The 23051-nt window shown below is 69.5% G+C and carries 21 protein-coding genes; 13 read left to right on the top strand and 8 right to left on the bottom strand.

What is annotated here, in order from left to right; all coding sequences use genetic code 11:
- Positions 1-46: 46 nt before the first annotated feature.
- The 6 genes from KGD87_RS05435 (at position 47) to KGD87_RS05410 (ending at position 6605) form a co-directional block, all read left to right on the top strand.
- Positions 47-1522 (top strand): hypothetical protein, encoded by a 1476-nt coding sequence (locus KGD87_RS05435; RefSeq protein WP_284666457.1) that lies wholly within the window; start codon positions 47-49, stop codon positions 1520-1522.
- A gap of 222 nt (positions 1523-1744) precedes the next feature.
- Positions 1745-2440: a hypothetical protein gene (locus tag KGD87_RS05430; protein ID WP_284666456.1), complete on the top strand. Its 696-nt coding sequence runs from the start codon at positions 1745-1747 to the stop codon at positions 2438-2440.
- Complete coding sequence (locus KGD87_RS05425; protein WP_502888005.1) at positions 2406-3260, top strand: TadE/TadG family type IV pilus assembly protein; 855 nt, start codon at positions 2406-2408, stop codon at positions 3258-3260. The genes KGD87_RS05430 and KGD87_RS05425 overlap by 35 nt, the downstream gene beginning before the upstream one ends.
- A complete protein-coding gene (locus tag KGD87_RS05420) occupies positions 3257-4903 on the top strand; it encodes a pilus assembly protein TadG-related protein (RefSeq protein ID WP_284666454.1) in 1647 nt (548 codons plus the stop codon). Before KGD87_RS05425 ends, KGD87_RS05420 begins: the two co-directional genes overlap by 4 nt.
- Entirely contained in the window at positions 4897-5946 is a 1050-nt protein-coding gene (locus KGD87_RS05415) for a hypothetical protein (protein WP_284666453.1), read from the top strand. Before KGD87_RS05420 ends, KGD87_RS05415 begins: the two co-directional genes overlap by 7 nt.
- Complete coding sequence (locus KGD87_RS05410; RefSeq protein ID WP_284666452.1) at positions 5937-6605, top strand: hypothetical protein; 669 nt, start codon at positions 5937-5939, stop codon at positions 6603-6605. The genes KGD87_RS05415 and KGD87_RS05410 overlap by 10 nt, the downstream gene beginning before the upstream one ends.
- Positions 6606-6670: 65 nt before the next feature.
- Here KGD87_RS05410 and KGD87_RS05405 read toward each other — a convergent pair whose 3' ends face one another.
- From KGD87_RS05405 to KGD87_RS05385, 5 genes are all read right to left on the bottom strand, one after another.
- A complete protein-coding gene (locus KGD87_RS05405; protein ID WP_284666451.1) occupies positions 6671-8110 on the bottom strand; it encodes an FAD-binding oxidoreductase in 1440 nt (479 codons plus the stop codon).
- A complete protein-coding gene (locus KGD87_RS05400; protein WP_284666450.1) occupies positions 8097-9968 on the bottom strand; it encodes an ABC transporter ATP-binding protein in 1872 nt (623 codons plus the stop codon). The genes KGD87_RS05405 and KGD87_RS05400 overlap by 14 nt, the downstream gene beginning before the upstream one ends.
- Before the next feature lie 17 nt (positions 9969-9985).
- A complete protein-coding gene (locus tag KGD87_RS05395; RefSeq protein WP_284666449.1) occupies positions 9986-12874 on the bottom strand; it encodes a type 2 lanthipeptide synthetase LanM family protein in 2889 nt (962 codons plus the stop codon).
- An 11-nt stretch (positions 12875-12885) separates the two neighbouring features.
- Positions 12886-13074: a DUF6229 family protein gene (locus tag KGD87_RS05390; protein ID WP_163786786.1), complete on the bottom strand. Its 189-nt coding sequence runs from the start codon at positions 13072-13074 to the stop codon at positions 12886-12888.
- A 991-nt stretch (positions 13075-14065) separates the two neighbouring features.
- Entirely contained in the window at positions 14066-14797 is a 732-nt protein-coding gene (locus KGD87_RS05385) for a DUF1428 domain-containing protein (RefSeq protein ID WP_284666448.1), read from the bottom strand.
- A gap of 68 nt (positions 14798-14865) precedes the next feature.
- On the opposite strand from KGD87_RS05385, the gene KGD87_RS05380 reads away from it, so the two are divergent.
- Positions 14866-15306: a MarR family winged helix-turn-helix transcriptional regulator gene (locus tag KGD87_RS05380; protein WP_284666447.1), complete on the top strand. Its 441-nt coding sequence runs from the start codon at positions 14866-14868 to the stop codon at positions 15304-15306.
- Between the two features lie 61 nt (positions 15307-15367).
- Positions 15368-16126, top strand: coding sequence for a 2OG-Fe(II) oxygenase (locus tag KGD87_RS05375; protein WP_284666446.1), 759 nt, complete (start codon positions 15368-15370; stop codon positions 16124-16126).
- Positions 16127-16173: 47 nt separating this feature from the next.
- Here KGD87_RS05375 and KGD87_RS05370 read toward each other — a convergent pair whose 3' ends face one another.
- On the bottom strand, positions 16174-16416 hold the full coding sequence (locus tag KGD87_RS05370; protein ID WP_284666445.1) for a hypothetical protein: 243 nt from the start codon (positions 16414-16416) through the stop codon (positions 16174-16176).
- A gap of 132 nt (positions 16417-16548) precedes the next feature.
- Positions 16549-17370 carry an acyltransferase family protein gene (locus KGD87_RS05365; RefSeq protein ID WP_284666444.1) on the bottom strand — a complete coding sequence of 274 codons (822 nt, stop codon included), beginning with the start codon at positions 17368-17370 and terminating at the stop codon, positions 16549-16551.
- 147 nt (positions 17371-17517) lie between these two features.
- Here KGD87_RS05365 and KGD87_RS05360 point away from each other — a divergent pair, with 147 nt between their 5' ends.
- From KGD87_RS05360 to KGD87_RS05340, 5 genes are all read left to right on the top strand, one after another.
- The gene (locus KGD87_RS05360; RefSeq protein ID WP_284666443.1) at positions 17518-18087 is read left to right on the top strand and encodes a GNAT family N-acetyltransferase; all 570 of its coding nucleotides are present in this window, start codon (positions 17518-17520) and stop codon (positions 18085-18087) included.
- Positions 18088-18319: 232 nt separating this feature from the next.
- Positions 18320-19060, top strand: coding sequence for a hypothetical protein (locus KGD87_RS05355; RefSeq protein WP_284666442.1), 741 nt, complete (start codon positions 18320-18322; stop codon positions 19058-19060).
- Positions 19061-19237: 177 nt separating this feature from the next.
- A complete protein-coding gene (locus tag KGD87_RS05350; RefSeq protein WP_284666441.1) occupies positions 19238-20149 on the top strand; it encodes a macrolide 2'-phosphotransferase in 912 nt (303 codons plus the stop codon).
- A gap of 99 nt (positions 20150-20248) precedes the next feature.
- Positions 20249-20773: a cytochrome c-type biogenesis protein gene (locus KGD87_RS05345; protein WP_163785852.1), complete on the top strand. Its 525-nt coding sequence runs from the start codon at positions 20249-20251 to the stop codon at positions 20771-20773.
- Positions 20774-20785: 12 nt separating this feature from the next.
- Entirely contained in the window at positions 20786-21754 is a 969-nt protein-coding gene (locus tag KGD87_RS05340) for a tetratricopeptide repeat protein (RefSeq protein WP_284666440.1), read from the top strand.
- Between the two features lie 49 nt (positions 21755-21803).
- Here KGD87_RS05340 and KGD87_RS05335 read toward each other — a convergent pair whose 3' ends face one another.
- The gene (locus KGD87_RS05335; protein WP_284666439.1) at positions 21804-23006 is read right to left on the bottom strand and encodes a GNAT family N-acetyltransferase; all 1203 of its coding nucleotides are present in this window, start codon (positions 23004-23006) and stop codon (positions 21804-21806) included.
- Positions 23007-23051 lie beyond the last annotated feature (45 nt).

Genomic DNA, 23051 nt, shown 5'->3' with positions numbered 1-23051 from the left:
GTCCCAAGCCAAGACGGTACCGCCCCCACCGCCTGGAGGTACGCCCATGCGCATCCAACTCAGACTGCCCAAGGCGCAGCTCGTCACTTCAGAAGACCTGAACGTGCACATCACCCTGTCCAACGAGAGCGCCACGCCCCTGGAGTTTCCCGACCCCTTCCGGCACTCCGACCAATCCCTGACGTACACCGTCACGGGCCCCGAGTACCCGAAGGGCCATACCGTTAATCACTACAGGGTCATCGAGCGTGAAGGCACGCAGCCGCTCGGTGGCCTCGTCCCGCCTCAGATCGAGCTGGGCCCGGGACGCAAGCTCGAATCCGTCGTGCCGATCCAGGAATGGCTGCCCATCCGCCAGCCCGGCCGTTACCGGCTGACCGCGAGGCTTCAGTCCGCGGGTATCGACATGGTGTCCGCGCCAGTCGAGTTCGACATCATGTCAGGACGACCAGGCTCCGCGTCCGCAGGAGTGATGATGGGGGAGGGGGCGTACTCGGAAGTGGGCACTGTGTGGCTCCAGCACATGGAGGGGCAGTCGCTGCTGATGCAGGCCGTCTTCATGGACGATTCGGACGAGGAGGGAGGCGGCGTCTCCCGGCGGACCTCGAGGGTGTTGGGGACGGTGGCGCCAGGGGCGTCCGACGCACTTGCACCGTGGACCAACGATGCGACGGGCGGTGAGGCCGTGACCTGGGTCCTGTGGCGCCATGGCGCGTCGATTCTCGCCCTGGCTCCGCCCGCGACGACCACTGCACCCTTCCGCTTTGATTTAGAGGCGCCACCCGAGCGGATCGTCCGTCCGCCCCTGGAGACGAATGCCGGAGAGCTCTTCGTCCCCATCGTGGATGCTGGGGGCAGTGGGCTCCGACTTCTGCGATTCCGGTCGAGCATGAATGCGACCCAAGTCACGCCCGGAAAGGAAGTGGGGCGCGTGAGGCTTCCATCCGCGCCCCTGGGAGCTCGGGCCACGCTGCAGCCCGGGTCCGTGGGCAATGGCATCAGCATCGTCATCGTGAGCGAGGCCGCGGGAGGGCTGGAAGTCCAGCACCTGCGAGCCACGGGCGCCCGTCGCCTGAGCCGCACGGCGAGCACGCTCCTCCGAGGGCTGAGCGCGCTTCCTGATTCCGAGCCGAGTGTCTGGATTGATGATGCGGGCCGCGTCCATGCGGCCGTGGTGGCGGCGTCGCTGAAGAACCCTCGACAACCCATGCTGGCGGAAGTCCGCTTCCGCTCCGACGGAAGGCTCGCGGCGCCCCCGCGCATGACGCCTCTGCCCGAGCTCCCCACGACGGCACGCGCCGCGGTGGCTCGACACTGCCACCACCCCGACGCCTGCAGAACGGGCGAAGTGCGCTGGGCCATTCTCCTGGAAGACGGGAGGTTGATGCATGCGGGGCAACCCGATTCGCCCTCGTCACCGAAACATCCCGTGACGGGTCCACTCGAGTTGATTGAAACCCACCAGGGCACGACCATCCTCACCACGGACCCCATCCGGGGTCCTGTGTTTGAATGGCTTTAGGACGCGGGGTGATTCCCGACCTGCTTTCACTCCTGACAGCAGACCCCGAGGGCGGTCCGTCAGGAACGTGACACTGCGGCCCGCGTCCTTTCCTTCACCAACCAATTATAGACCCCGTGGGGCCCGGCCTGACTTGCCAGCTCCACGAAATTATCTATCATTACCAGCCCCTGCCTCAACGAATGACGCCCCCTGCCCCACGCCCCAGGAAGAAGCGCGCTCATGCCTTCCCGCAAGCGTTCACCCCCGGCCGCCATGCTGCTGCTAGTCGCCGTGGCCCTGAGCGGGGGCTGTCAGGGATTGAACATGGACGAGGAGATCCGGTTCGCTTGTGATTCGGACAAGCGCTGCAGTCAGAAAAACCATACGTGCGGCCTCGACGGGCTCTGCCACCCCAGCAAGGTGCGCGGCTTCGCCTCGCTCTTCGACGCCACGGACACGTCTGGCGAGGTCCACTCCGCCGCCTATGCCACTTCGGTAGCAGGCAGCGCGTCCCGGAAAGCAGCGCTCGCGGCCCGGGAGCGGCCTGGAGACCATGACTGCGCGAAGCGCTGCGCGAAGCGGCTCGCGGGGTGCACCGCTGGGTGCGAGGGGCGCTTGAAGTGCCGCGAGCACTGCAGCCGCGCCTCGGACCTCTGCTATTCGCGGTGCCGGAACGTCAACGACGCGCTCGAGGTGGCCCGGCAGCGTCGCGACGAAAAGCTCTGCATGAGTGAGAAGGGCCAGATGCGACGATGCACCGCGGCGGAGAACGAGGAACTGAACGCGGAGATTGCGCGGGCGGCGAAGATGTTCTGCCAGGACCGACACGGCGAGCACGTCCTCTGCCCCGAGCAGCGCGAGCAGCTCCAGAAATCCAAACGCTTCATACCAAGGGACTGCCATGGGGTCGGCTGCGACGGTGCCGGGCAGGAATAGACAAGCGGGGTCTGGAAGCACCAAACGCCTTCAGGAAAGAAGAACCATGCGGCGCGAATCCGGTCAGGCGTTTGTGGAAACCGCCTTGACGCTCCCCCTCGTCTTGTTCGTGATTCTGGGCAGCCTGCAGCTCTTCCTGCTCTCCCAGGCCCGCCTCTTCGCGCAGTACGGCGTGTTCCAGGCGACCCGGGTCGGCTCCTTGAATCACGGGGCCTGCACGCCGATGACCCACGCCGCGCTCCTGTCCGTGCTTCCCGCGGTGCATTCCTTCCTCGGCGACCGGACGCTCCCGGGTGTCACCCCCGGCGAACAGCTCGGCGAGGCCTTTGGCCGCTTCCGCGACAACCACTACCTCGGCTACAGGGGCCCAGGTTGGAACAGCGCCGGTGCTGAAACCGAGGCGCTCGTCTGGCTCGTGCGGGAGCAGCCGGTGCCCACGGCCGCGGACGTGGTCGCGTTCGATCAGCCCCTGCCCCGCCCGGGGCGAGCGGAGCCGCTGCGACTCGAGGTCCGGATGATCTTCTGGGCGCCGCTGCGCATCCCCTTCGCGGACTGGGTGTTCTCACGCATCGCCGCGGCACGGCTGGGGCTCGACAGCTTCACGGGCCAGGACCCGCTCATGCTCACCCGGAGCGCGGAATGGGAAGCCGAGGCCCGCCCGAGCCTCGATGCCCGGATGGCGTCCGAGCTGCGGCGCAGGCTCGCGCGCGGCCACTACATGTTCCCCATTGAGGTCTCCTCCACCATGCGAATGATGACGCCTCCACGCTTGTCCGAATTCGCCGGGGCTGAGTGCTCGGCGCCGGGGTTCACGCCATGAACCTCCGGACCTGGCCGGTAGCGCGAGGACAGACGCTCGTGCTGTTCGCACTGACGCTGCTGCTGCTCGTGGTGATGGTGTGCATGACGCTGTCCATGGGCGCCAAGGTGAAGGAGCGCATGGAGCTGCAGACGCTGGCGGACGCTGCCGCATACAGCTCCGCGGTGACGACCGCGCGCGCCTTCAACTCCGTGGCGGTGATGAACCGGGTCCAGGTGGCGCACGCCGTCTCGACGCTCGGGACGCTGAGCCTCATCTCCTGGTCCACGCTGTACTGGAAGCACGCGGACAACGCGGCGGAGCTGTTTCGCCTGATGGCCGTGCCGTATAGCGTCAACACCTTCTTCCAGTGCTATCCGGTCCGCAAACCCATGTGCGGGCTGTGCACGCGTGCGCTCGCACAGACGCTCGTGCTCGCCACGCTGTCGACGGTGCATGCGAATCAGACGCGCGGCAAGCTGCGGCGCGACACGGAGCTCTTCACCGCGGAGACGCTGCCGCGCTGGAACGCGGCGCAGCGCATCCACGCCGCGCAGGTCGAGGTGCTGGCGCGTGCCCGGGCTCGCGCGGGTGACGGCCCCGACGGACTCGCGCAAGAGTACCTGTCCCGGGCGAACCTCGTCGCGCCCGACGAGGTCCGTGTCCAGCCAGCCGGGACGGCCGTCACCCGGCGGGAGCTGAACGATGCGGTGCTCGACCATGCGTCGGCTCGTCAAGGCAGCGAACCGCATGAGGTCGGGCACCTCGTGATGGGCACCCGCGGGCACCCGTTCCTGCGCAACCGGGGCGAGGGGGGCGCGTGGGATCGGATGTTCTCGTCGGACAGCGTCGGCCACCGCTCCCTCCTGCTGTTCGCGGCCGGTCACGTCTTCTACAGCGGCTCCCGCAATGGCAAAGGCTATTACGACAGCGACTACGCGCCGCTTCCCTCGGGCCGGCCCTATGAGCCACGCGCCCATGATGGACAGGGTGGGCGTACACGCGTCACCTTCCTCCCCGCCGCCGACGTGGGCCGGATACCGGGGGCCGTGGCGCGACTCCGCAGGTGGACGATGTGCATGTCGCCCCTCCCCGCCTTCCCCATCGCGGGGGCCATTGGCCTGGCGGGGCGAGGAATTGGCGCTGGCGCGGTGCGGGTCACCGCGACCCAGCACGAAGGCATTGGCCATACGACGCGGCACGCGGTCGAGACGTTTCCGCCCTTCGTCGACTTCAACGGCGCACAGGTCCTGGATGTGGCGAACCTCCAGGGGCAGCCAAAGCTGGTGACGGCGCTGTCGCGCGACCCGGTGCCCGAGCGGGATGTCTGGAACCTCTCGTTCAACTTCCGCACCACTGCCGAAGACAGCAGGACCCTCAGCCTGGGGGGTGGACACACCTTCGGCGGAGCGCCACGTCAGGTCGCGGTGGGCTCCGGCATCGTCTACTACCACCGGTTCCAGCACTCGACGGAGCCGCCCAACCTGTTCGCGCCATACTGGCGGGCCGGCTTGACGAGGCTGTCCATCGACCGGCCCAGGGACGGGTCTCCCGATCGCACCCTGTTCGATACACAAGCGGGTGAGTTCCTGTCGGGCACCGGGGCCACGGAGGTGCACGGCGCGTTTGAAAGCCTGGTCAGGAACGGGTACACCGGATGGTGACGCGCAAGGGACGCCAGGGTGCCGCGAAGGGCGCGCGGGGACAGGCCATGCTGGAGGCCGTGCTCGGCCTCCTCGTGCTGGTCACCGTCCTGATGTTCGGCCTGCACTTCGCCGAGCTCGCGCATCTGTCGCTGAAGGCCCATGAAGCGGTGGCGGCGGCGGCGTGGGATGCCACCGCGTACCGCGTCGAGCGCCCGGGCGTGGACACCGTCGACGACTGGGCCTGGTACGACTCGGGCAGGATTGCCGCGACGCGAGTAACCTACGCCACCAACGAGCGGTACGCGGATTGGGATGGCCGCGGCAGCACACCGGGCGACAGGGGGCCTACGCAGCTCTACTCCCAGGCGGGCCCACTCAACACGGCGTGCATCCGCAGCCAGGACCCACGCAATGGCTTCCGCGTGTCCGCGACAGCGAACACGCCTGCCTACGGAGAGCCGGGCGCGCTCTCGTGCATCACCCAGGGCTCCGTGAGGACCATCAACCTTCCGGCGCGATTCCTCCAAGACGCGGACGACGGCCTCTTCTCCGCCGAGCACCTCTCACGGAGCTCCTTCAGCCTGTGCGGCCTGGGCCGGCCCGCCGCGGGCGACACCTGCCGCGGCTCGCTGAACATCCTCCTGGGGGACCACGGGCTCACCTCGGGAGAGGACGAGGAGCGCGAGTGCGCCCTCCTCCAGGACGACGTCCCTGGCCAGCGCTGTCAGAACCGGGCGTTCTACAGCCTCGCGCACGAGGGGTGGGACCGCTCCATGGGGTGGACGGGGCTGCCCGAGCGATGGGCGAACGACATCGTCGGGAGCACGCCCCGTGGGCGGGTGACGGGCTTCTACCTGAGCTTCCGGGGCGAGGAGTCCGGCACCTTCGGAGAGTCCCACGAGCGCATCTGGCAGACGCAGCCCATGGACCACAACTTCGTGGACGACCCGTCGCTGGGCAGGAGGCGCGGAACGTATCGCGAGGCCTTCGACGCAGCGAACAGGCTCCGTTCGACCTCGGCGACGCGGTTTGTCTACCTCGGGAAATACACATGCGACTGAGCCGAACCCTTCTTGTCGCGACCGCGTGGGTGATGACGCTCTCGGTGGGGCCGGCCGCCTCCGCGAATCCCTTCGTGAAGGACGTCCCGGGGGCCGTTTCGCAGCCGACCCAGGCGGACAAGATGGTCGTCGACGGCGTCGTCATCGAGACCTCGACGCTCGTCTCGAGCAAGGACGTCGCGACGCTGAAGGCTCACTTTCGCGCGCTCTTCGCACGCAGGGGCCTGTACCTCGCGGAGGAGACGGCGGAGATGAAGTTGAAGCTCGGTGAACAGGTGACCGGGCTGGATCCGGAGCGCCTCATCTCGTACAGCGTCATCCTGCAGCCGTCGGGAAAGAATGCGACGACGCTCATCGTCAGCTCGGCGGAGCTGGCCAGGCGGCAGCAGAAGGCGGCGCCAGCGTTCGCGCCCGTCTACCCGGGCAGCGGCCCTGTCACCAGCACCCAGCTCGAGTGGATGAAGTCCATGAGCTACACGACAACGGCGACTCCGGCCGAGGTTCGCGCGTTCTATCGTGAGAAGCTCTCCGCGCAGGGTTACGCGCCGGGCCCGGACGACGCGTTCATCAAGGGCGCGGAGCGCATCGCGCTGACCGTGGCGCCGGGCGTGACGGAGCGCACCGTCTTGCTCATCCAGGAGCTGGGCGTCGCGGAGTGACGAGGCATCTCACGGGAGTCGAAGCCCAGGGGATGCCACCACCTCCGCGCCATGGCTGCGTTGCTTCAGGACGGGCCGAGCGACTGCGCATGCCGGAAGACATTGTCCGGGTCATACTTCCGCTTCACTTCCTGGAGCCGCGAGAGGCTCTCTCCATAGTACGCGCGCCGCCAGCCCTCCAGGCGACGGTCGGCGTAGCCTGAGTAGACTCCCGCCTGGGTTTGGGGACGAACCAGTCCCCACGACGCATCAACCCAGCCTCGCGCGTGCTCGCGCAGCGCCTCCGTGGAGCGCGCGCCGACCACCGTCGTGTGACGAATCATCATCCGTGCGCCGCGGTGCGGGAAGCAGGAGGTGTCATCACCGCGCGCGTAGGCGCCGCCCCAGGGAATGAACTCCAGCTCTCGGTGCTGCGCGTAGCGGCGGTCCACGGTCAGCGCCTCCACACAGGCGCGAATCGCGTCCGCGCCAAGCGGCGCGTCGAAGAAGTTGGAGCGAGTGAACTGGTAGGCGACGTCCCGATACGGACGGCTCGGCATCCACGCGGGCTCCCCGTCATGGTTCAGCAAGCCCACGAGGTAGTCCGCGGCCTGGGCCGGTGCCAGCCGCCTGGCGTGAAGCTCGGACGCCAGCGGGCCAAGCCGCCGCTTCACGTCCTCGAGGTGCGCCAAAGCCCGTGCCTCGTCACCGAGGATGACGCCAAAGAGCTCCACGGAAGGGGGGCTCTCGTCATCGTCCAGCAGCGCGAGCCCCAACTCCAGGTTGACGTCCGGGTCCGCCTCGGGCGCCCACGCCTGCCACTGCTCCACCAGCGCGGCGGCCTCTGACAGTGCCCAGCGCCCATGGCAGAGCGTGAGCGACTCCAAGGGGAACGTCCGGAGCGCTAGGCGAGTGACGATGCCGAAGCCCGCGCTCCCGGCTCCACGCAGCGCCCAGAACAAGTCTGGCGCCTCGTCCCGGCTCGCGTGGACGAGGCGCCCATCCGCGAGGACAACGTCCATCCGCTCAATCTGGTCGGCGGTGAGCCCATGGCGGCGCCCCAGGAAGCCAAAGCCTCCCACGAGCCCGAGCCCGCCCAGCGCGACGAGCCCACACCCGCCCGTGGGAAGCACCCGCCCCCGCGCGGCCAGGGCACGGCTGACCACCAACGCCTGCGCCCCAGGCCCGGCGATGGCGACCTCGCCATCACACTCCACCTGGTTCAGCTCCGAAAGGTCCAGCACCACGCCCGCGCTGGAGGACAGGTCGGCGAAGCAGTGCCCCCCGCTGCGCACCGCGAAGGGCAGTGAATGCTCGACGAGCAGCGCCAACGTCCGCTGCACCTCCGAGGCGTCCCGGCATTGGACCAGGACCCGCGGCAGCGGCAGCGGCTGGCCCGCGGCGAACTGCTTCTTCGCCAGCCCCATTCGCTCGTCGCCCGAGAGAATCACCGAGCCTTGCAGCCGCTGCCCCAGCGCCGCCCAGTCCACCGCCCGGCAACGTTCCTCGAGTTCAGTGGGATTCATCGTCCAGTCCATGCAGCTTCGTCTGAAGTCGATAGAGCTCGGCGTACCGCCCGTTCTCCCGCATCAATTCCTCGTGGCGCCCCTGCTCCACCAAGGCGCCGCGCTCCAGGAAGTAGATGCGGTCGGCGTTGCGGACGCTCGCCAACCGGTGCGTGATGAGCACCACGGTGCGGCCTCGGGCCAGCTTCCGGAGGGACTCATAGACGGCGTGCTCCGCCTTCGCGTCCAGCGGCGCCGTCGGCTCGTCCAGGATGACCAGCGGCGCGTCCCGATACAGCCCGCGGGCCACCGCGAGCCGCTGCCACTGCCCACCCGACAGGTCCTGCCCACCGAGGAACTGCCGCGACAGCAGCGTCTCCCAGCCCCGAGGGAGCGTGTCGATGACCTCGTGAGCGCGCGCCTGTTCGGCCGCGTCGAGCAGCGCTCGTGAATCGGGGTCCTCGCGCTGGTGGCGGCCCAACCGGACGTTGTCGCGTGCGCTGCGCGGCCAACGGATGGGGTCCTGCAACACCATCACCACCCGGTCCGCGACGCTGGCCGGCGTCATCGCCTTCACGTCCACGCCGTCCCAGGTGATGCGGCCCGTGCTCGGATGGTAGAGCCCCCCTATCAGCCGGGCCAGGGTGCTCTTGCCAGAGCCGTTCTCTCCGACGAGGGCGATGCTCTGACCCGCCTCCAGCGTCAGGGAGATGTCGCGCAGCGCCAGCCGCCCCTCCTGCCCCGGATACTGGAAGCTGACGCCTTGCAGCTCGATGCGGCCCGGCCGCTCCGGGGCCTTCACGCCCGAAGCAGGACGGACGCGCGCGGTCGACTGCTCGATGAACTCACGGTAGTCGCTGATGTACAGGCCCTTCTCGAACAGCCCGTGCATCATCACCATCAACTGGGTCAGCGCCGTGCTCGCGCTCCGGATGGCCATCACCGCCGTCCCCGCGACGGCCAGCCCCAGCCACTGCGCGTGGAGCATCATCCCCAGCGCGACGAAGGTCGCCACCAGCCCGAGCCCCGACAGGAGCCGGCCGACCAGCGTCGCCCTCGCGCCGACGAGCCCCAGGTGGACCAGATGCTCTTGAAGCGCCACGGCGCTGTGCCGGTACTCGGCCAGGACATAGTCCTGCGCCTGGTTGGCGCGAATCTCCGGCGCGGACTCCCGCTGCGTGGCGAGCTCCGCCATCAACTGCGCCTGCCGCGTGAGGCCGATGGTGGTCGCCATCCCCACGTACTGGAGCCGCGCCGAGTGAAGCGCCGCCCACCCTTCCGGCAACAGGGCGACCCCGAGCAGCGGCACGAGCAAGGGGTGCAGCCACAGCAGCGCCAGCGCCGCGCCGCCCACGGAGAACACCGCGCTGACGGCCTCCACCAGCGCCGTGGTCGCGCCCTCCAGGTGCATCAGCCCCCGGTCCCTCGCGCGGTGCAGCCGGTCATAGAAGGCCGGGTCGTCGAAGCACGCCAGCTCCACATCGAGGCTGACCCGGAACAGCGCCTCCTCGGCGACCCGGTGCACCCGCGGCGCCAGGTACGCGCCCGCCATGGTGGTGGCGGAGTCCAGGGCCAGCTTCACCAGCAGCATCAGCCCCAGCAACAGCAGAGGCACCAGCACCGCCCGGGGCTGCGTGAAGGCCGGCGCGTCCGCCAGCAGCCGCCCCAGCACCTCGGTCCCCAGCAACAGCGTCGCCGTCGTCGCCACGCCCGCGAGCAGTTGGAGGACGACGACGGCCACTGCGACACGCGGCGAGGCGCGACGCAGCACCGACACCACGGGCCGCACCGACATGCCCACGCGCCGCGCGAGCGCCAGGACTCCGGGGCTCGACGGCGCGGCCCCGCCCAGATGCCAGTAGGGCCGCTCCAGCTCCACCTGGCTTGCGTCCGTGCTCAGAATGCCCCTCCCCCAAGAGTCAGGATGGAGGGCAGCGCATGCTCTGGATGCGCACGCAGCAACTGGTAGGCGACGCCCCCCAAGCCTGGCAGCAGGCCTGGCGCGAAGGCGTCTCGCACCAGCCCACAGGAAGGCCCATGGTCCTCGATGCTGGTGATGAGGGTGGCCAGCAGCCCCTCCCGCGTCACCCCGTCGGGCGCCTCGCCCGCGCGAAGGGCGTGCTCCAGCAGCTCCCAGGAGCCGAGGTCGCCGTGGCAGGCGCAGTGGTTCCAGCCGAGCCCCAGACGCCACGTCGCGGCGGCGGCCCGGCGCAAGGTCAGCCGCGTGTGAGAGCGCTCGAGACCGGGGTCCAGGTCGAGGTGTGCCAATCCAATGCCCACCGCGCCGTGACACCATGCCGCGGCTGTCTTCGCGCCCTCCAACATGCGCAGGTCCAGCCAGTTCTGCTCGTCCGGGTCGAAGAGGGCTTCATCGAACGCGAAGGCCGCGCGCGCCAGCTCCGCGTAGCGCGCCTCACCCGTCGCGCGGGCCAGCAACGTCAGCGCCCAGCCCATGCCCGTGGTGCCGTGCGCGAACCCTCCAACGCCCTCCGGCCACTGCTCGTGCGGCCAGAAGGCCCGGTCGTTCTCGCGCCGCGCCTGCTCGCCAATCGTGTCGCCCAGCGCACGCGCCATCTGGAGGTAGCGCGCCTCCCCGGTCCGCCTCGCCAGCGCGAGCAACGGAGGTATCGCCCCCGCCGTGCCCGACAGGACGTCGTGCGTGTCCGCGGCCGCAGCGGAGTCGGGGATGGCGTCAGCGAGCCGCACGGCACGCGCGAGCCCGTCACCCCCGTCTTGCTTCCAGTCCGCCAGCACCAGCCGCGTCCAGATTTGTGAGCCCAGGCCAATGTAGGCCCCAGGTGGCGGTGGACGCAGGCGGATGCCCTTGCGCTGACGCAGCGCCTCGAAGCGGTCCTCCGCCAGCGTCAGCGTGTGGACCAGCGACGCCAGGAGCGGCTCCAGCCCCTCCACGGGGTCCGCCCGGCCCTTCTCCACTTCGCGCAGGTAGCCCCCGACCAGCAGCGCGACACCGGACGCGCCGCCGTAGAGGTCCTGCTCCAGGGGCTGGACGGACCACCCCGTCGGCCCACGCGTGGGGGCAATCCAGGTGACGCTGCCGTCCGTCCCCCGGATAGCGGTGGAGACGAGCTGGCGCACGATGTCGGCCGCGATACGCCGACGACGCGCATCGACGTCGTCCGTGCGGACATGCGCCGGCAGCATCGACGCCGCATCCGGCATCCACCCGTCGTTGACGTAGGCGCTGACCAGGGTGGCCTGGATGACGTCGCGCTCCAGGGTGAAGTCGGCGGTGCGCCAGTGCGCCAGCGCGGCCTCCACCAGGTTGCACCGAGGCTGCCACCGCGTCCCCCGAGGCCCCTCCAACTGGCCGTCTCCCGCCAGCGTGGTGAAGAACGGGACGTCCCCTTCGAGCAGGTCCTCGACCTCCGCCGCGATGACCTCCGGGTCCGCCGGCGCGGTGGACACGTTGGCGGCCATCCTCGTGAGCAGGTCCATCGCGCGCTGGCGCGCTGGCTCCGCCTTGTGCAGGGAGACCGGGTGCCACAGCATGCGCGCCACTTCCCCGTACACCTCCGTGGCCCGCGGCACGACACGGATGCGGCAGGGCTCGAAGGGCGCGAGCAGCCCTGGAAGGGCCCCCGCACCATCCAGCCGTCGCAGCGTGGCCGTCATGCCGTCGAAGCCCGCCAGGACGTCCGGCCAAAAGCGGGCCAGCGCGGGCTCCGGGCTGGGGTGGTTCTGGGAGACCTGGGCGGGGACCTGGGTGATGCCGACGCGCGCTTCGTCCGTCCCCTTCTGGAGGATGTCCGGCTGCTGCACCATGGGCTGCTGCCCCGGGAGCATTCCGACGGCGGAGTTGTCCACGCCGCGAAACCCGAGCCCCAGCCCCCGCCCCGGCAGCATGCCAATGGACAGCACCGAGCCGCCCACCAACTCCGCGGCGTGGTCCATCGCCTGCCCCAGCTCCGACGGCTTGGGCGGAATGCGCGGGGTGAAGAGCGTCTCGCAGTCCACGACGATGGGGGCATCCCCATGGGCGATGACGTTCTCCGAATGCAGGTCGCTGCCACCCAGCAGTCGCATGACCGCCAGCCAGTGGCCAATGCCCCGATAGAAGCCGCGGAGCGCCTCGTCACCCGAGGCGTACTCGTGCGGGACGAACTCGGCCCAGCCATGCGTTCCCCGCTCCACCACCTCCGGGACGCGGATGGACAGGGGGCCGTCGTGCCGCGCCTTCAGCTCCGAGAGGAACCGCCCCAGCGTCGCGTCAATGGCCACCGAGCGCGGCTTGTAGACCAACCGCTCGGTGCCACACTGGAGCAGCGCCACCGTCTGGCCGCCCCGGTGACTGTCTCCCGCCCCGAAGGACAGGCCCGTCAGCTCGCCCACCGCCCTGCCCTGACACAACACGCCCAGCGCAGGGCGGTCCTGGGTCCAGCGCTCCGCGAAGCGCAGCGAGGCCTCCGCGCGGTTGCGCAGGATGCACTCCACGCGCGGCGGCATCGTCGGATAGTTGGCCGCTTGCGCATCCCAGAAGGCGCGCCGCGAGGAGAGCTCCAGGAACTCCGCCCAGCGCCCCTCGGGGTCCGGATGAGTCAGCCGACCCGTCACCCGCGCGGCGTTCAACTCCAACACAAGCAGCCGCCCCAGCTTGAGGGTGAGCTGCACATAGAGGGATTCGCGCGTCGCGGAGAGAACGACGTCGCGCTCACTCGAAGCGAGCCCAGCAACCCGGTCAAGCCGGGATGCCAGCTCCTCCATCACAGGCAGGAGCAGGCACCCCAGCGAGGCATCGAAGTTGCTGGCGTCCAGGTCAGACGCCATGGGGATTCAGCTCAGCAGCACAAACGGGTCTGCGACCCCGAGCAACCCGTGCCACAGCGACCGGAGATGACGATGGTCTCGTGGACGATGTCCGACTCGGTGAACTCACCACCGATGAAGAGCGGCCCCGCGGGGTTGCTCTTGTCGGCGTTGTTGCGCCACTGATCCACCAGCTCGGTTCCCTGAACGCTCTCGTTCATGACGTGTCTCCTGGTTACGGTTGACGGACGCGTCGAACAGAATGCCAGACAGCAGGGTGGCCTCCTGTCGACTTGGCAACGCTACTCCTTGCTTTCAATTAAAGGCAAGGTTGCCAGGATCGAAAAACGCCTCACCCAACGTGGTGGGCGGAAATATCTGCTCAATCCGTTTGCAAGTGATTGACGCGGCGCGCCTTTCAAGCGCGGTCTCGTCATCCAGGACGCATCGGCTACCAGCGCCCGCTCGAACCACCACCCGACGAGCGCCCACCGCTTGAGGTGCTGCTCCGGCTGGACGAACTCGACGACGTGGACCGAGTGAGCTTCGGCGTCGAGTGACGGGACTTCGCGGTGTGGTGACAGTGCTTGCAACGCACCGTGACTTCAATCGTCCCGCCACTGGAGTACGTCGCGCGGTGAATCGTCCGGCTTGTCTTGGTCGCGGTCACGTAATTGCATTTCATGCACCGGACATGACGTGTGAAGAGCGTGCCATAGCGCTCCACCACCGCGCCGTCGCATGGCTCACACCACCACACGTCGCAATCCACCGAGCCCAACTGCTCCTCGTGAGCCTGCCCTGGCTCCAGGTGGACATCGTCGGCCTCCTCATCGAGCCGCGTCCTCGGCCGTCGCGAACCAGGGCCTCGCCGAGCTGGTCCACCTCCGCGAGCGTCCGCGGCGTGAGCGTCCCGGTCATGTCCACGGACCAGGCTCCGCTTGCAAGCCGCGGCACTGCTTCCACGGTGACACCCAGGGCCGGAGCGCCAAAGGCGCAACACGCCAAGAACACCCAGCACATCCAAGTACGCATGGGCGCGGAAGCCACCCTGCTCAGGAAAGCCGGGTAAGGGGCGGACGGGAGACACCGCGGCATCGTCCCGGGGGCTTTCATGAAATGAGGCCGGTGAGGCCACCGGCGTTTCCTCGATTGCGTCCTCCGCCCCTCCCGGGCGTCACGAAACCAGGCGGAGGCGCATGACGAGGCGGCCTATGCGCCCGTCGCCGCCCGCTCATCCAGGATGGGCACGAAGCCGCCATGGGTCCGGCGGCCCTCGTCGTAGGGCACGTTGTCCGGGTGCATGCGCGAATCGGCCATGGCCTTCCCCCACCCCGCGTCGCGAGCCTCCTTCGACGGCCACTCAATCCAGGCGAAGACGACCTGCTCCTCCGCGGTGGCCTTCACCGCGCCCTTGAAGTCAGTGACCTTCCCGTCGGGGATGTCATCTCCCCACGCGTCGACGACGCGCAGGGCGCCATGCTCCAGCAGCACCGCCGCGAGACGGGACGCGATGGCATGGTAGGCCTCCTTGTTCCCCACCGGGACCGGCACGAGAGAGCCATCGACGTAGCCCGGCCTCCCCGCTCCGCCCTCGTGGAGGTCGGGGACGAAGCCGCCGAAGATCATCCGCTTCCCATCAAAGGGCAGGTGCGCACCCAACTCCTTCATCCGCGGGTCGCGGTACGCCTTCGCGTTCGCTTCGTCCCGCACCGCCTTGCTGGGGTACTCAAGCCAGGAGAAGACGATGACCTCATCAGGCTCGGCCTTCACCGCGCGCCGGAGGTCGGTGACCTTGCCCTCGGGGACATCGTCCCCCCAGCACTCAACGAAGCGCGTCGCACCAAACTCCCTGTACAGCGGCGCCGCAGCGACAGCCGCCTGCCGATACGCTTCCTTGTTCGCCGCGGGTACTGCGATCACGAATCCATCGATATAGGCCATGGCAACGCTCCAGTCAGGCATCCCTGCTTTGACAAGAAAGGTTGATATCAACATAATGTCCCCTGTCAATGTCCAGAGCCGTCCCATTCGCCACGACGCTTCATGTCCGTGACCACTGCCTGTGCCTGGCGGTCCAGCAGGCCGCGCGCGCCCTGGCGCGGCGCTTCGATGAAGCCCTGCGCCCCGTGGGCCTCACGCACGGACAGTTCTCACTGCTGATGTCGCTCAATCGCCCCCAGCCGCCGTCCATCGGTCCGGTCGCGGAGCTCCTGGCGATGGACCGGACCACGCTGACGGCCAACCTGAAGCCGCTTGAGCGGCGCGGGCTGGTGAAGACCACCGTCGACCCGGCCGACCGGCGCGGGCGATTGCTGACGCTGACGGGCGCAGGGCTCCAGCTCCTTCAAGCCGCGCTGCCCCACTGGGAGCGGATGAACGAGGAGACGGAGCGGCTGCTGGCGCGGACCGACGTCGACGCCCTTCGCGCTGGACTGCGGGCGCTGTCCTGAGTCCGCGTCCCGCCTTCGGCGCGCCGGCGGCGTGCGCCGCCCGTTCTGCTATAGGGGGCCCGTGAGCATCGCGACCCACGAAGAAGGCCCGCTGCGAGGGCCGAGCTTCTTCTTCAACCGCACGGCGCTCCGCTCGCTCGCGCTGGCCCATCGCGCCAGCTACGGCGCGGCGCGGCCTCATCCCCACGCTGTCATCGATGGCTTCCTGGGGGAGCCGCTGGCGTCCGAGCTGGCCAGCGTCTTCCCGGGCGCGACCGAGGCCAGTTGGAAGCGACGCGACCACCCCGAGCAGGCGGCTCGGCTGGGACAGCTTCAGCGCAAGGCCTTCGAAGACGTCCCCGGAGCGCTCCGGCACCTGCTCTCGGAGTTCTCCGGCATGGCGTTCATCGACTTCCTGGAGTCGCTCACCGGAGTGCAAGGGCTCATCCCGGATCCACACTTCCGGGGCGCCGGGCTGCACCTCACGTTGCGTGGGGGGCATCTGGCGCTGCACGCCGACTTCAACCGAGATCGCTTCCGCGCGCTCTCACGCCGGCTCACCGTCCTCTACTACCTGAACCCCGGGTGGGAGCCCGCCTGGGGAGGCGACCTCGAGCTGTGGAGCACGGACCTCTCCCGGTGTGAGACGCGAATCGCACCGCTCCTGGATCGCCTGGTCGTGATGGCCCACGGCGACGACCACTGGCACGGACACCCCACCGCGCTGGAGTGCCCCCAGGGACGGGGTCGCGCCGCGGTCGCGGCCTACTTCTACACCGCGGAGGAAGCCCCCAACGCGCCGGAGCCCCACAGCGCCATCTGGGCGCCACCTCAGCCGTAGCTCACGCGTCGCTACGCGGTACGGCGCCCCACGCGGACGCCCCTCCGTCAGGCCGTGGGAGCCACGGCCTTCCCAGCGGCGTCCGTATGCGTGAAGCGGTCCTTGAGACACAGCAAGGGCTTCTCGAAGAAGCGCCACGAGACGAGCGTGAGCGCCAGCAGCACCGCGTACTCGAACAAGATGCCCAGCGCGGTGGCGACGAAGGTCGAAGGAATGTAGCGGGAGAACAGCGGCCGCGTGCAAATGACCGCCAGCGGGGATGACGAGCGCGTGGAAGAGGTAGAGCCCATAGCTCACCTGCCCCACGAAGCGCAGCGGCCGCCACCGCAACACGGCTTGAAGCACCCGCGCGCGGCCGGAGAGCACCCACCCCAGCAGGCCCGCGAAGCCCGCCGCCCAAAGCGTGTACAGGCCCGCCACCATCAGCGCACGGACCTGAGTGCCGCCTGGCCCCGTGAGCGCCGTTGCCATGTGGATGGCGGCCCCCTCGCCGAAGAAGACGAGGGACAGCCCGAAGGCCACGAGCAGCGCGGGCACCGCGAGCCGCGCGCCCCACCGCGCCAGGCCGTCCACCGTGGCGCGGCCATCCACCACGCCCAGCGCCAGCAGCCCCCGAGCGCCAGTCCATCCAGTCGGAACAGCGTAAAGGTGTAGACCTGGATGGGCGCCGCGCCCTCCCACAGGGCCACGAGGCGCGCCGCGGGGGACAGCAGCACGCACGCCCACAAGAGCGCGCGGAGCTGCCCGTTCCGGAGGAAGAACACGAGCAGCGGCCACACCAGGTAGAACTGCTCTTCGATGGCCAGGGACCACGTCACGTTGATGGGCGCGGGACCGAAGTCCGTCATCCATAGGTTCTGCAGATACAGCGCGTAGGTCGTCCAGGCGTAGCGATGCGTGTCGAAAGCCAGGGCTGGCAGCAGCCGCCCCATGACGCCAAACGTGAAGACCAGCACCAGGAAGTACAGGGGCCAGATGCGCAGCGCCCGCCGCGCGTAGAAGGTACGGAAGTAGCCTCCGCGCGCACGCGTCTGCACGAGGATGCGCGTAATCAGGAAGCCAGAGAGGACGAAGAAGAGATCCACTCCCGCCCAGCCCACCTGGAAGAGCGAGCCCAGTGACGCGCTGCGCAGCCCTGTCAGCGAGTGATAGGAGATCACCATCAGCACCGCCACGCCGCGCAGCCCATCCAGCACGGGCAGGTACTCCGGCAGGTGCGGCGGCTCCGTGGGTCCGGTCTTCATCTCGGTGCGGACAATAGGCAGGAACCGCGAGGGCGCCCCACCTGTCCCCAAGGGCATGGACGGCCGGGTCGACCGGGACCGCCCTGGCCCCGCCAGGAGCAGCGATGGCGCGCCACTTTCAGCCCTGACTCTGCAATAGTTCTCGCGATGCCCGCCGCGCCCTCGAGCGACGACATCCTGATGGAGCCCGTGATGCGCCAGCACGCGGCGGCGTTCCATGCGCTTGCGTCGGACCCGGCGGTCAGCGCGACCACCCACCTTCCCTCCCCCTTCCCGCCCGGCCAGGCGGAGGCGTGGATTGACACCGCGATGGGTGCGCGAGCGAAGGGCGAAGCCTTCCACTTCGCCATGCTTCATCCCCAGGACGGCTTCATCGGCTGCTGCTCGCTGGTGGCCCTGTCCCCGAGAGCGCGGACCGCCCAGCTCTCCTATTGGGTCGGCCGGCCCTACTGGGGACGTGGCCACGCGACGCGCGCCGCGCGGTGGATGCTCGACTTCGCCTTCGAAACGCTGAAGCTCGACCGGGTCCGCACGTGCGCCCTGGAGAGCAACACCGCGTCCCTTCGCGTCCTGGAGAAGCTCGGCTTCCAGCAGGTCCTGCGCGCGCCGAACCGGAACCCGAAGTTCTCGCTCGACGATGTCCTCGTGTTCTTCGAGCGCGCGCCCGAAAGCGACAGGAGGCGCCCCGAGGACACGTCCCTTCCTGGCAAGAGGTAGCGGCTCGTCGAGACGAGCTGGCCGGTCGCGGATGTGCGGTCGGGCGCATCCACGCAACCCCCAACGACGACAAGCCGCAGCGGCCCTGCCTGCTCTCCAAGGTCCTGTGGATGAACGCCACCGGTTGAGCGGAACGCCGCGGCCTTCAATCCCTTGCACGCATCCCCAGGAGGTCAATGTCAGAACCTGGCCTTGCGGACGTCGTGGCACCTCCCATATGACGCACGCGCTCATGCTCCGACTCGTGACAATCATTGCCCTGTTGGCCACCCCTCCAACCTTCGCGAACGAAGAGGTGGTCGGCTCCGCATCCTTCGCCGAGCGGGGTCCTGTCCTCAGTCCAGAGGAAGCCTTGGAGCAATATGAGCTCCGGCACATCGGGTTCGATGAGTTCGTCACTGTTTCGCTGACGTTTTCGCCACTGGCCCTGTTCGGACCGCCGAGGTGGTGGACGGTTGCCTACGAGGGGAAGTTCAAGAAGCCGCTCAAGGGCGAGGCTTTCTATCGGAAGCTCGGCCGAGACGACCTGCTGGCGGAGTATCAGGCGAGAAGCACCATGAACCTCACGCTGAAACTCGTAGGTGGAGTCGCAACGGTGGGAGGTCTCACCTATGTAATCGCCGCAGCCGCCTCCCTGCCGGACTACTGCCCATCCGGCCCTGATTTCGCGTCCTGCACCCGCCGCAAATCCGCGGCGGAAGAACGAATGCGCACGAAGTTCTGGGTGGGTTCGAGTGTGAGCATGATTGGCGCCGGGCTGCTGATGTGGGGCGTCTTGCGCGATCCACACCCCATCACCCCCAGCGAGGCGCGTGAACTGGCGGATGGCCACAACAAGCGGCTGCGCCAGGAACTGGGCCTGACGGGTGGCCCCACTCCAGCACCTCGCGCGCGGCCCAACGTCATCCAGGCGCGTGTGACGCCTGTCCTCGGCCCGCACACCGGCGGCCTGATGGTGGAGGGGACGTTCTGAGCAGGCGCGTCAACGTGGCGACCCTCCCCTGCCTGTCAGGAAGCGTGTCACCAGCAAGTCGTGGCGCCACACCCACGCCCGGCCAGCGCGCGTTCCGCCACGACGGACCGTGGTCCTCCCCTGAAGCCGATGCCCGCACGCCCTTCATCACCGTGCGAGCTTGAAAGGACGTCCCGGATGCCCCCCGCCCCCTCCGATGCCTCCCAGCTTGTCGAGCTCGCCGCCCGCCACGGCTTGAAGCTCCAACCCGACACGCTGTCGGTCAACGAGGCCGGGCTCGACTATCGCGTCGTGATGGCGCGCGACCTCGAAGACACCCTGTGGGTCCTCCGCATCCCCCGGCGCGAGGACGTCTCCGCGAAGCTCGCGGACGAGAAGACGATTCTCGACTTCGTCGGTCCCCGGCTGGGCGTGGCGGTGCCGCGGTGGCAGGTCGCCGACCGGGAGCTCATCGCCTACCCCGCGCTGCCGGGCAAGCCGGGGCTGACGCTGGACCCCGCGTCGGGCCAGCCGGTGTGGCACTTCGACCGCGAGTCCCGCGTCTATGCCCGCCACTTCGGTCAGCTCCTGCAGCGGCTGCACGCCATCGACATCGGCGCCGCCCGCCAGGCCGGCCTCGTCGTCGAAACGCCCGAGCAGGTCCGCGCCAACTGGGCCTCCGACATCGCCCGCGTCACCCAGGCCTTCGACGTGGCGCCGTCCCTCACCCAGCGCTGGGAGCGGTGGCTGGGCGACGACGCCTACTGGCCCCGCTTCGTCGCGCTGACGCACGGGGAGCTGTACCCCGCCCACGTCCTGATGGACCCGGACGACTCCCTCACCGGCGTCCTCGATTGGACGACCGCCAAGGTCGGCGACCCCGCGCGCGACTTCGTCTTCCAGAAGATGCTCGGCGTGGACGCCGTGTTCGAGGCCACCTTGGACGCCTACGTCAAGGCGGGCGGACAGGTCTGGGACCGCCTGGGCGACCACTGCGCGGAGCTGCTCGCCGCGTCGCCCGTGGCCTACGCCCTCTACGCGCTGATCACCGGCCAGCCGGAGCACCGGGCGGCCGCCCAGGCGCAGCTCACCCCGGACGCCCCCATGTAGGCACAGCAGGCCGGGCGGCGGGACAGGCCACCGCCGCTCAGGTTTCACTGTCCAATCACGGCCTGGGGCGCTAGGTAGGGACGGCTCGATGGAGCTTCGATGACCGCTGCCCTCCTGTCCCTGTCCCTCGCCTTCACACTCGTCACCGGCCAGTTCGCGCCCCAGCAGGCGGGAAGCGACCCGCTCGCGCCGGAGCTGGAGGCGCGTGCCCAGACGCTGGGCAAGCAGCTCCGGTGCGCCGTGTGCCAGGGCTTGTCCGTGGCGGACAGCCCATCCTCCATGGCGCGCGCCCAGCTCGACATGATTCGCGAGCTCGTCTCCGAGGGGAAGAGCGACGCCGAAATCGTCGAGTACTTCGTCGCCCGTTACGGCGAGTGGGTGCTGCTCTCCCCCCGCGCGGAGGGCTTCAACTGGTTCGTGTGGCTGGGCCCGGTGGCGCTCGTCGCCGTGGGCGCCTTCGTCATCTGGCGGCAGCTCCAGCGCGGCGCGGGTGCCCCGGAGCAGACCGCGCCCGCGACCCCGACTTCGGAAGAAACGGCGGCCCCGGCCGCGCCCGCTGGAGCGCCTCCGGTGGATGAAGAAGACCCGTACCTCCAGGCCGTGCGCCGGGAGCTCGAGCGCTAGGAGCGCCAGGCCATGCAGCCGCAGACGACGAATTGGTTGCCCGGAATCATCGTGCTCGCCATCACCTTCGTGTTGGCGGCGGGCTGGCTCCTCTTGCAGCGCCGCAAGGGCGCCCTGGCATCGGCCGAGCCCCGCGACGGCGTGCTCGATGACCTGACCCAGCGCGCGCAGTCCCTCATCGACCAGCTCCGCGCGCTGGAAGCGGAGAAGCACAACCAGAGCGCCAAGCAGTACGCCGCCGAGAAGTCCCGCCTGGAGCGCGAGGCCGCCGCGGCGCTGCGCGCGAAGGACGAGCACCTCAAGCGCAAGGCCTCCGGCGAGGGCGTCCGTGCCCGTCCCCAGGCCCCGGCCCCCACCGGGTGGGCGTCTCGCAATCCGCAGCTGGTGGGCGCGCTGTGGGGCGCGGGCATCGCGGTGTTCTTCGGGGGGCTGGGCTACCTGCTCGTCTCCGAGCAGCAGACGCGCACCGACGGCATGGAGGCCACCGGCCGCATGCCCCCGGGCGGCGCCTCCGCGCAGCCGCAGGGCGCGGGCATGGGCGAGCCGCTGCAGGAAGGCCCGGAGATGCAGGAGGCTCGCGCCCGGCTGAACGCCAACGCCGGAGACGTGGACGCGGCGGCGCTGCTGAGCCACGAGCTCATCCGCCGTCAGCAGTTCGACGAGGCCGTGAAGGTCACCGCCAAGGGCCTGGCCGCGGACCCCTTCAACGTCGAGCTGAAGGTGCACCGCGGCGTGCTGCGCGCCACCCAGGGTGACATGGCCGGCGCCGAGGCGGAGCTGACGGAGCTGGTGGACACCTGGCCGGACGCGCAGGAGGCGCTCATCTTCCTGGGCAGCCTCGCCCTGCGCCGCGGCGACAAGGCCACCGCGCTGGCCTACTTCGAGCGCTTCTCCGTGGAAGTCCCGCGCAACATGCAGCCGCCGCAGCTCGGCCCCGCGATTGCCCAGCTTCGCGCGGAGGTCGCGGGCGGCATGCCCTGACGCGCGGCCTCCTGGACAGCACCCGCGGCGTCGCTGGCGTTTCCAACACTCAGTGCACCGCGGCCCGCCGGCGGCGCAGGCGCCGCACCTTCTCCACCAGCGTGTCCGGCATCGCCGCCTTGGCTCCGTTGCGCAGCAGGCGCGCCAGGGCTTCGGACTGGGAGAACCAGCGCCCCTCCCACGTCCCGGCATGGACGCGCACGGACAGCGTGCGCCGCTGCTTGGACACCCAGTCGGACTTGTACGTCTCGGTGCCCCGGAGGAAGTCGTACTCAGTGAGGCCGGCCTCCATCGCGTCGCGGAACGTCTCGCCCACCAGCACCAGGCCCACGCTGCGGTTGCGCCACGCCGGGTCATAGCCGGACTGGAAGTACACGAAGCTGTCGCGGTGGAGGATGCCGTACACCGACGCCACGGCCTGGCCACCCACCTTCATCGTGTAGAGGCGCAGCCGGCCCCGCTCCGCCAGGAACTGGGTGGCATCGCGGTGGAACGCCTCCACGCCCGAGCCCTTGATGCCCTGCGAGCCCCCATCCGCGGCCCACCGCGCCGAGTGCAGACGGAAGAAGTCCGTCAGCGGCGCCGCCAGCTCGCCCGGGGCCTCCGTGCGCTCGATGCGGTAGCCCTCCTGCTTCTCCAGCCACTTGCGCCGCCGCAGGAAGTTGTCGCGGCGTCCCGTGCGCTTGAGGAACGCGTCGAAGGGCTCGCCCGGCGTCAGCGTGTCGTACGGACACACGTAGCGCGGCGCCACGCGGACGTCCTGCCCGAAGAAGGTGTCCCGGAGCACGTCGACCGTGGGCGAGTCCTCGCGCAGGTCCGACAAGTCCAACACGTCCCACTCGTCACGCAGCGCGTGCAACATCCGCGCGAAGGCGCCCGCCACCTCGCGCTCACGGCCCCGCCGCGCCACGACATCCAGGTAGTCACTGCCGACGTGCGTCTCCCCCAGGAAGCTCAGCCGCCGCACCGGCACGCCGGTGACGCCCAGGTACTCGACGGCCAGCGGCATCAGGCCCACCAGCGTGCCCGCCGCGTCGCGCGCGGTCAGCACCAGCGGGCGCCGGCCCGTGGCGATGCGCCGGCACCACGGGTACACCCACTCCCAGGCATTGAAGGGCCCCGTGTCGCTCGCGTCCATCAGCGCGGCCCACTCCTCCCGCATCCCCGCCAGCGTGGAGAGGCTGCCCACGGCGCCTACCTCCAGCCGGTGCGCGGCCCACGCTCCCTGTGACAGCTCATCCTCCCGAATCAACGCCCGTCCTCCCGGAGGGGCAGCCGCCCCTCCCCTGTCCCCTGA

Origin of the sequence: Myxococcus sp. SDU36, assembly GCF_030168875.1 — a bacterium.
Classification (GTDB): Bacteria; Myxococcota; Myxococcia; order Myxococcales; family Myxococcaceae; genus Myxococcus; species Myxococcus vastator.
Note: the sequence above shows the minus strand (reverse complement) of the source record. Positions and strands in the feature narration are given on the sequence as shown.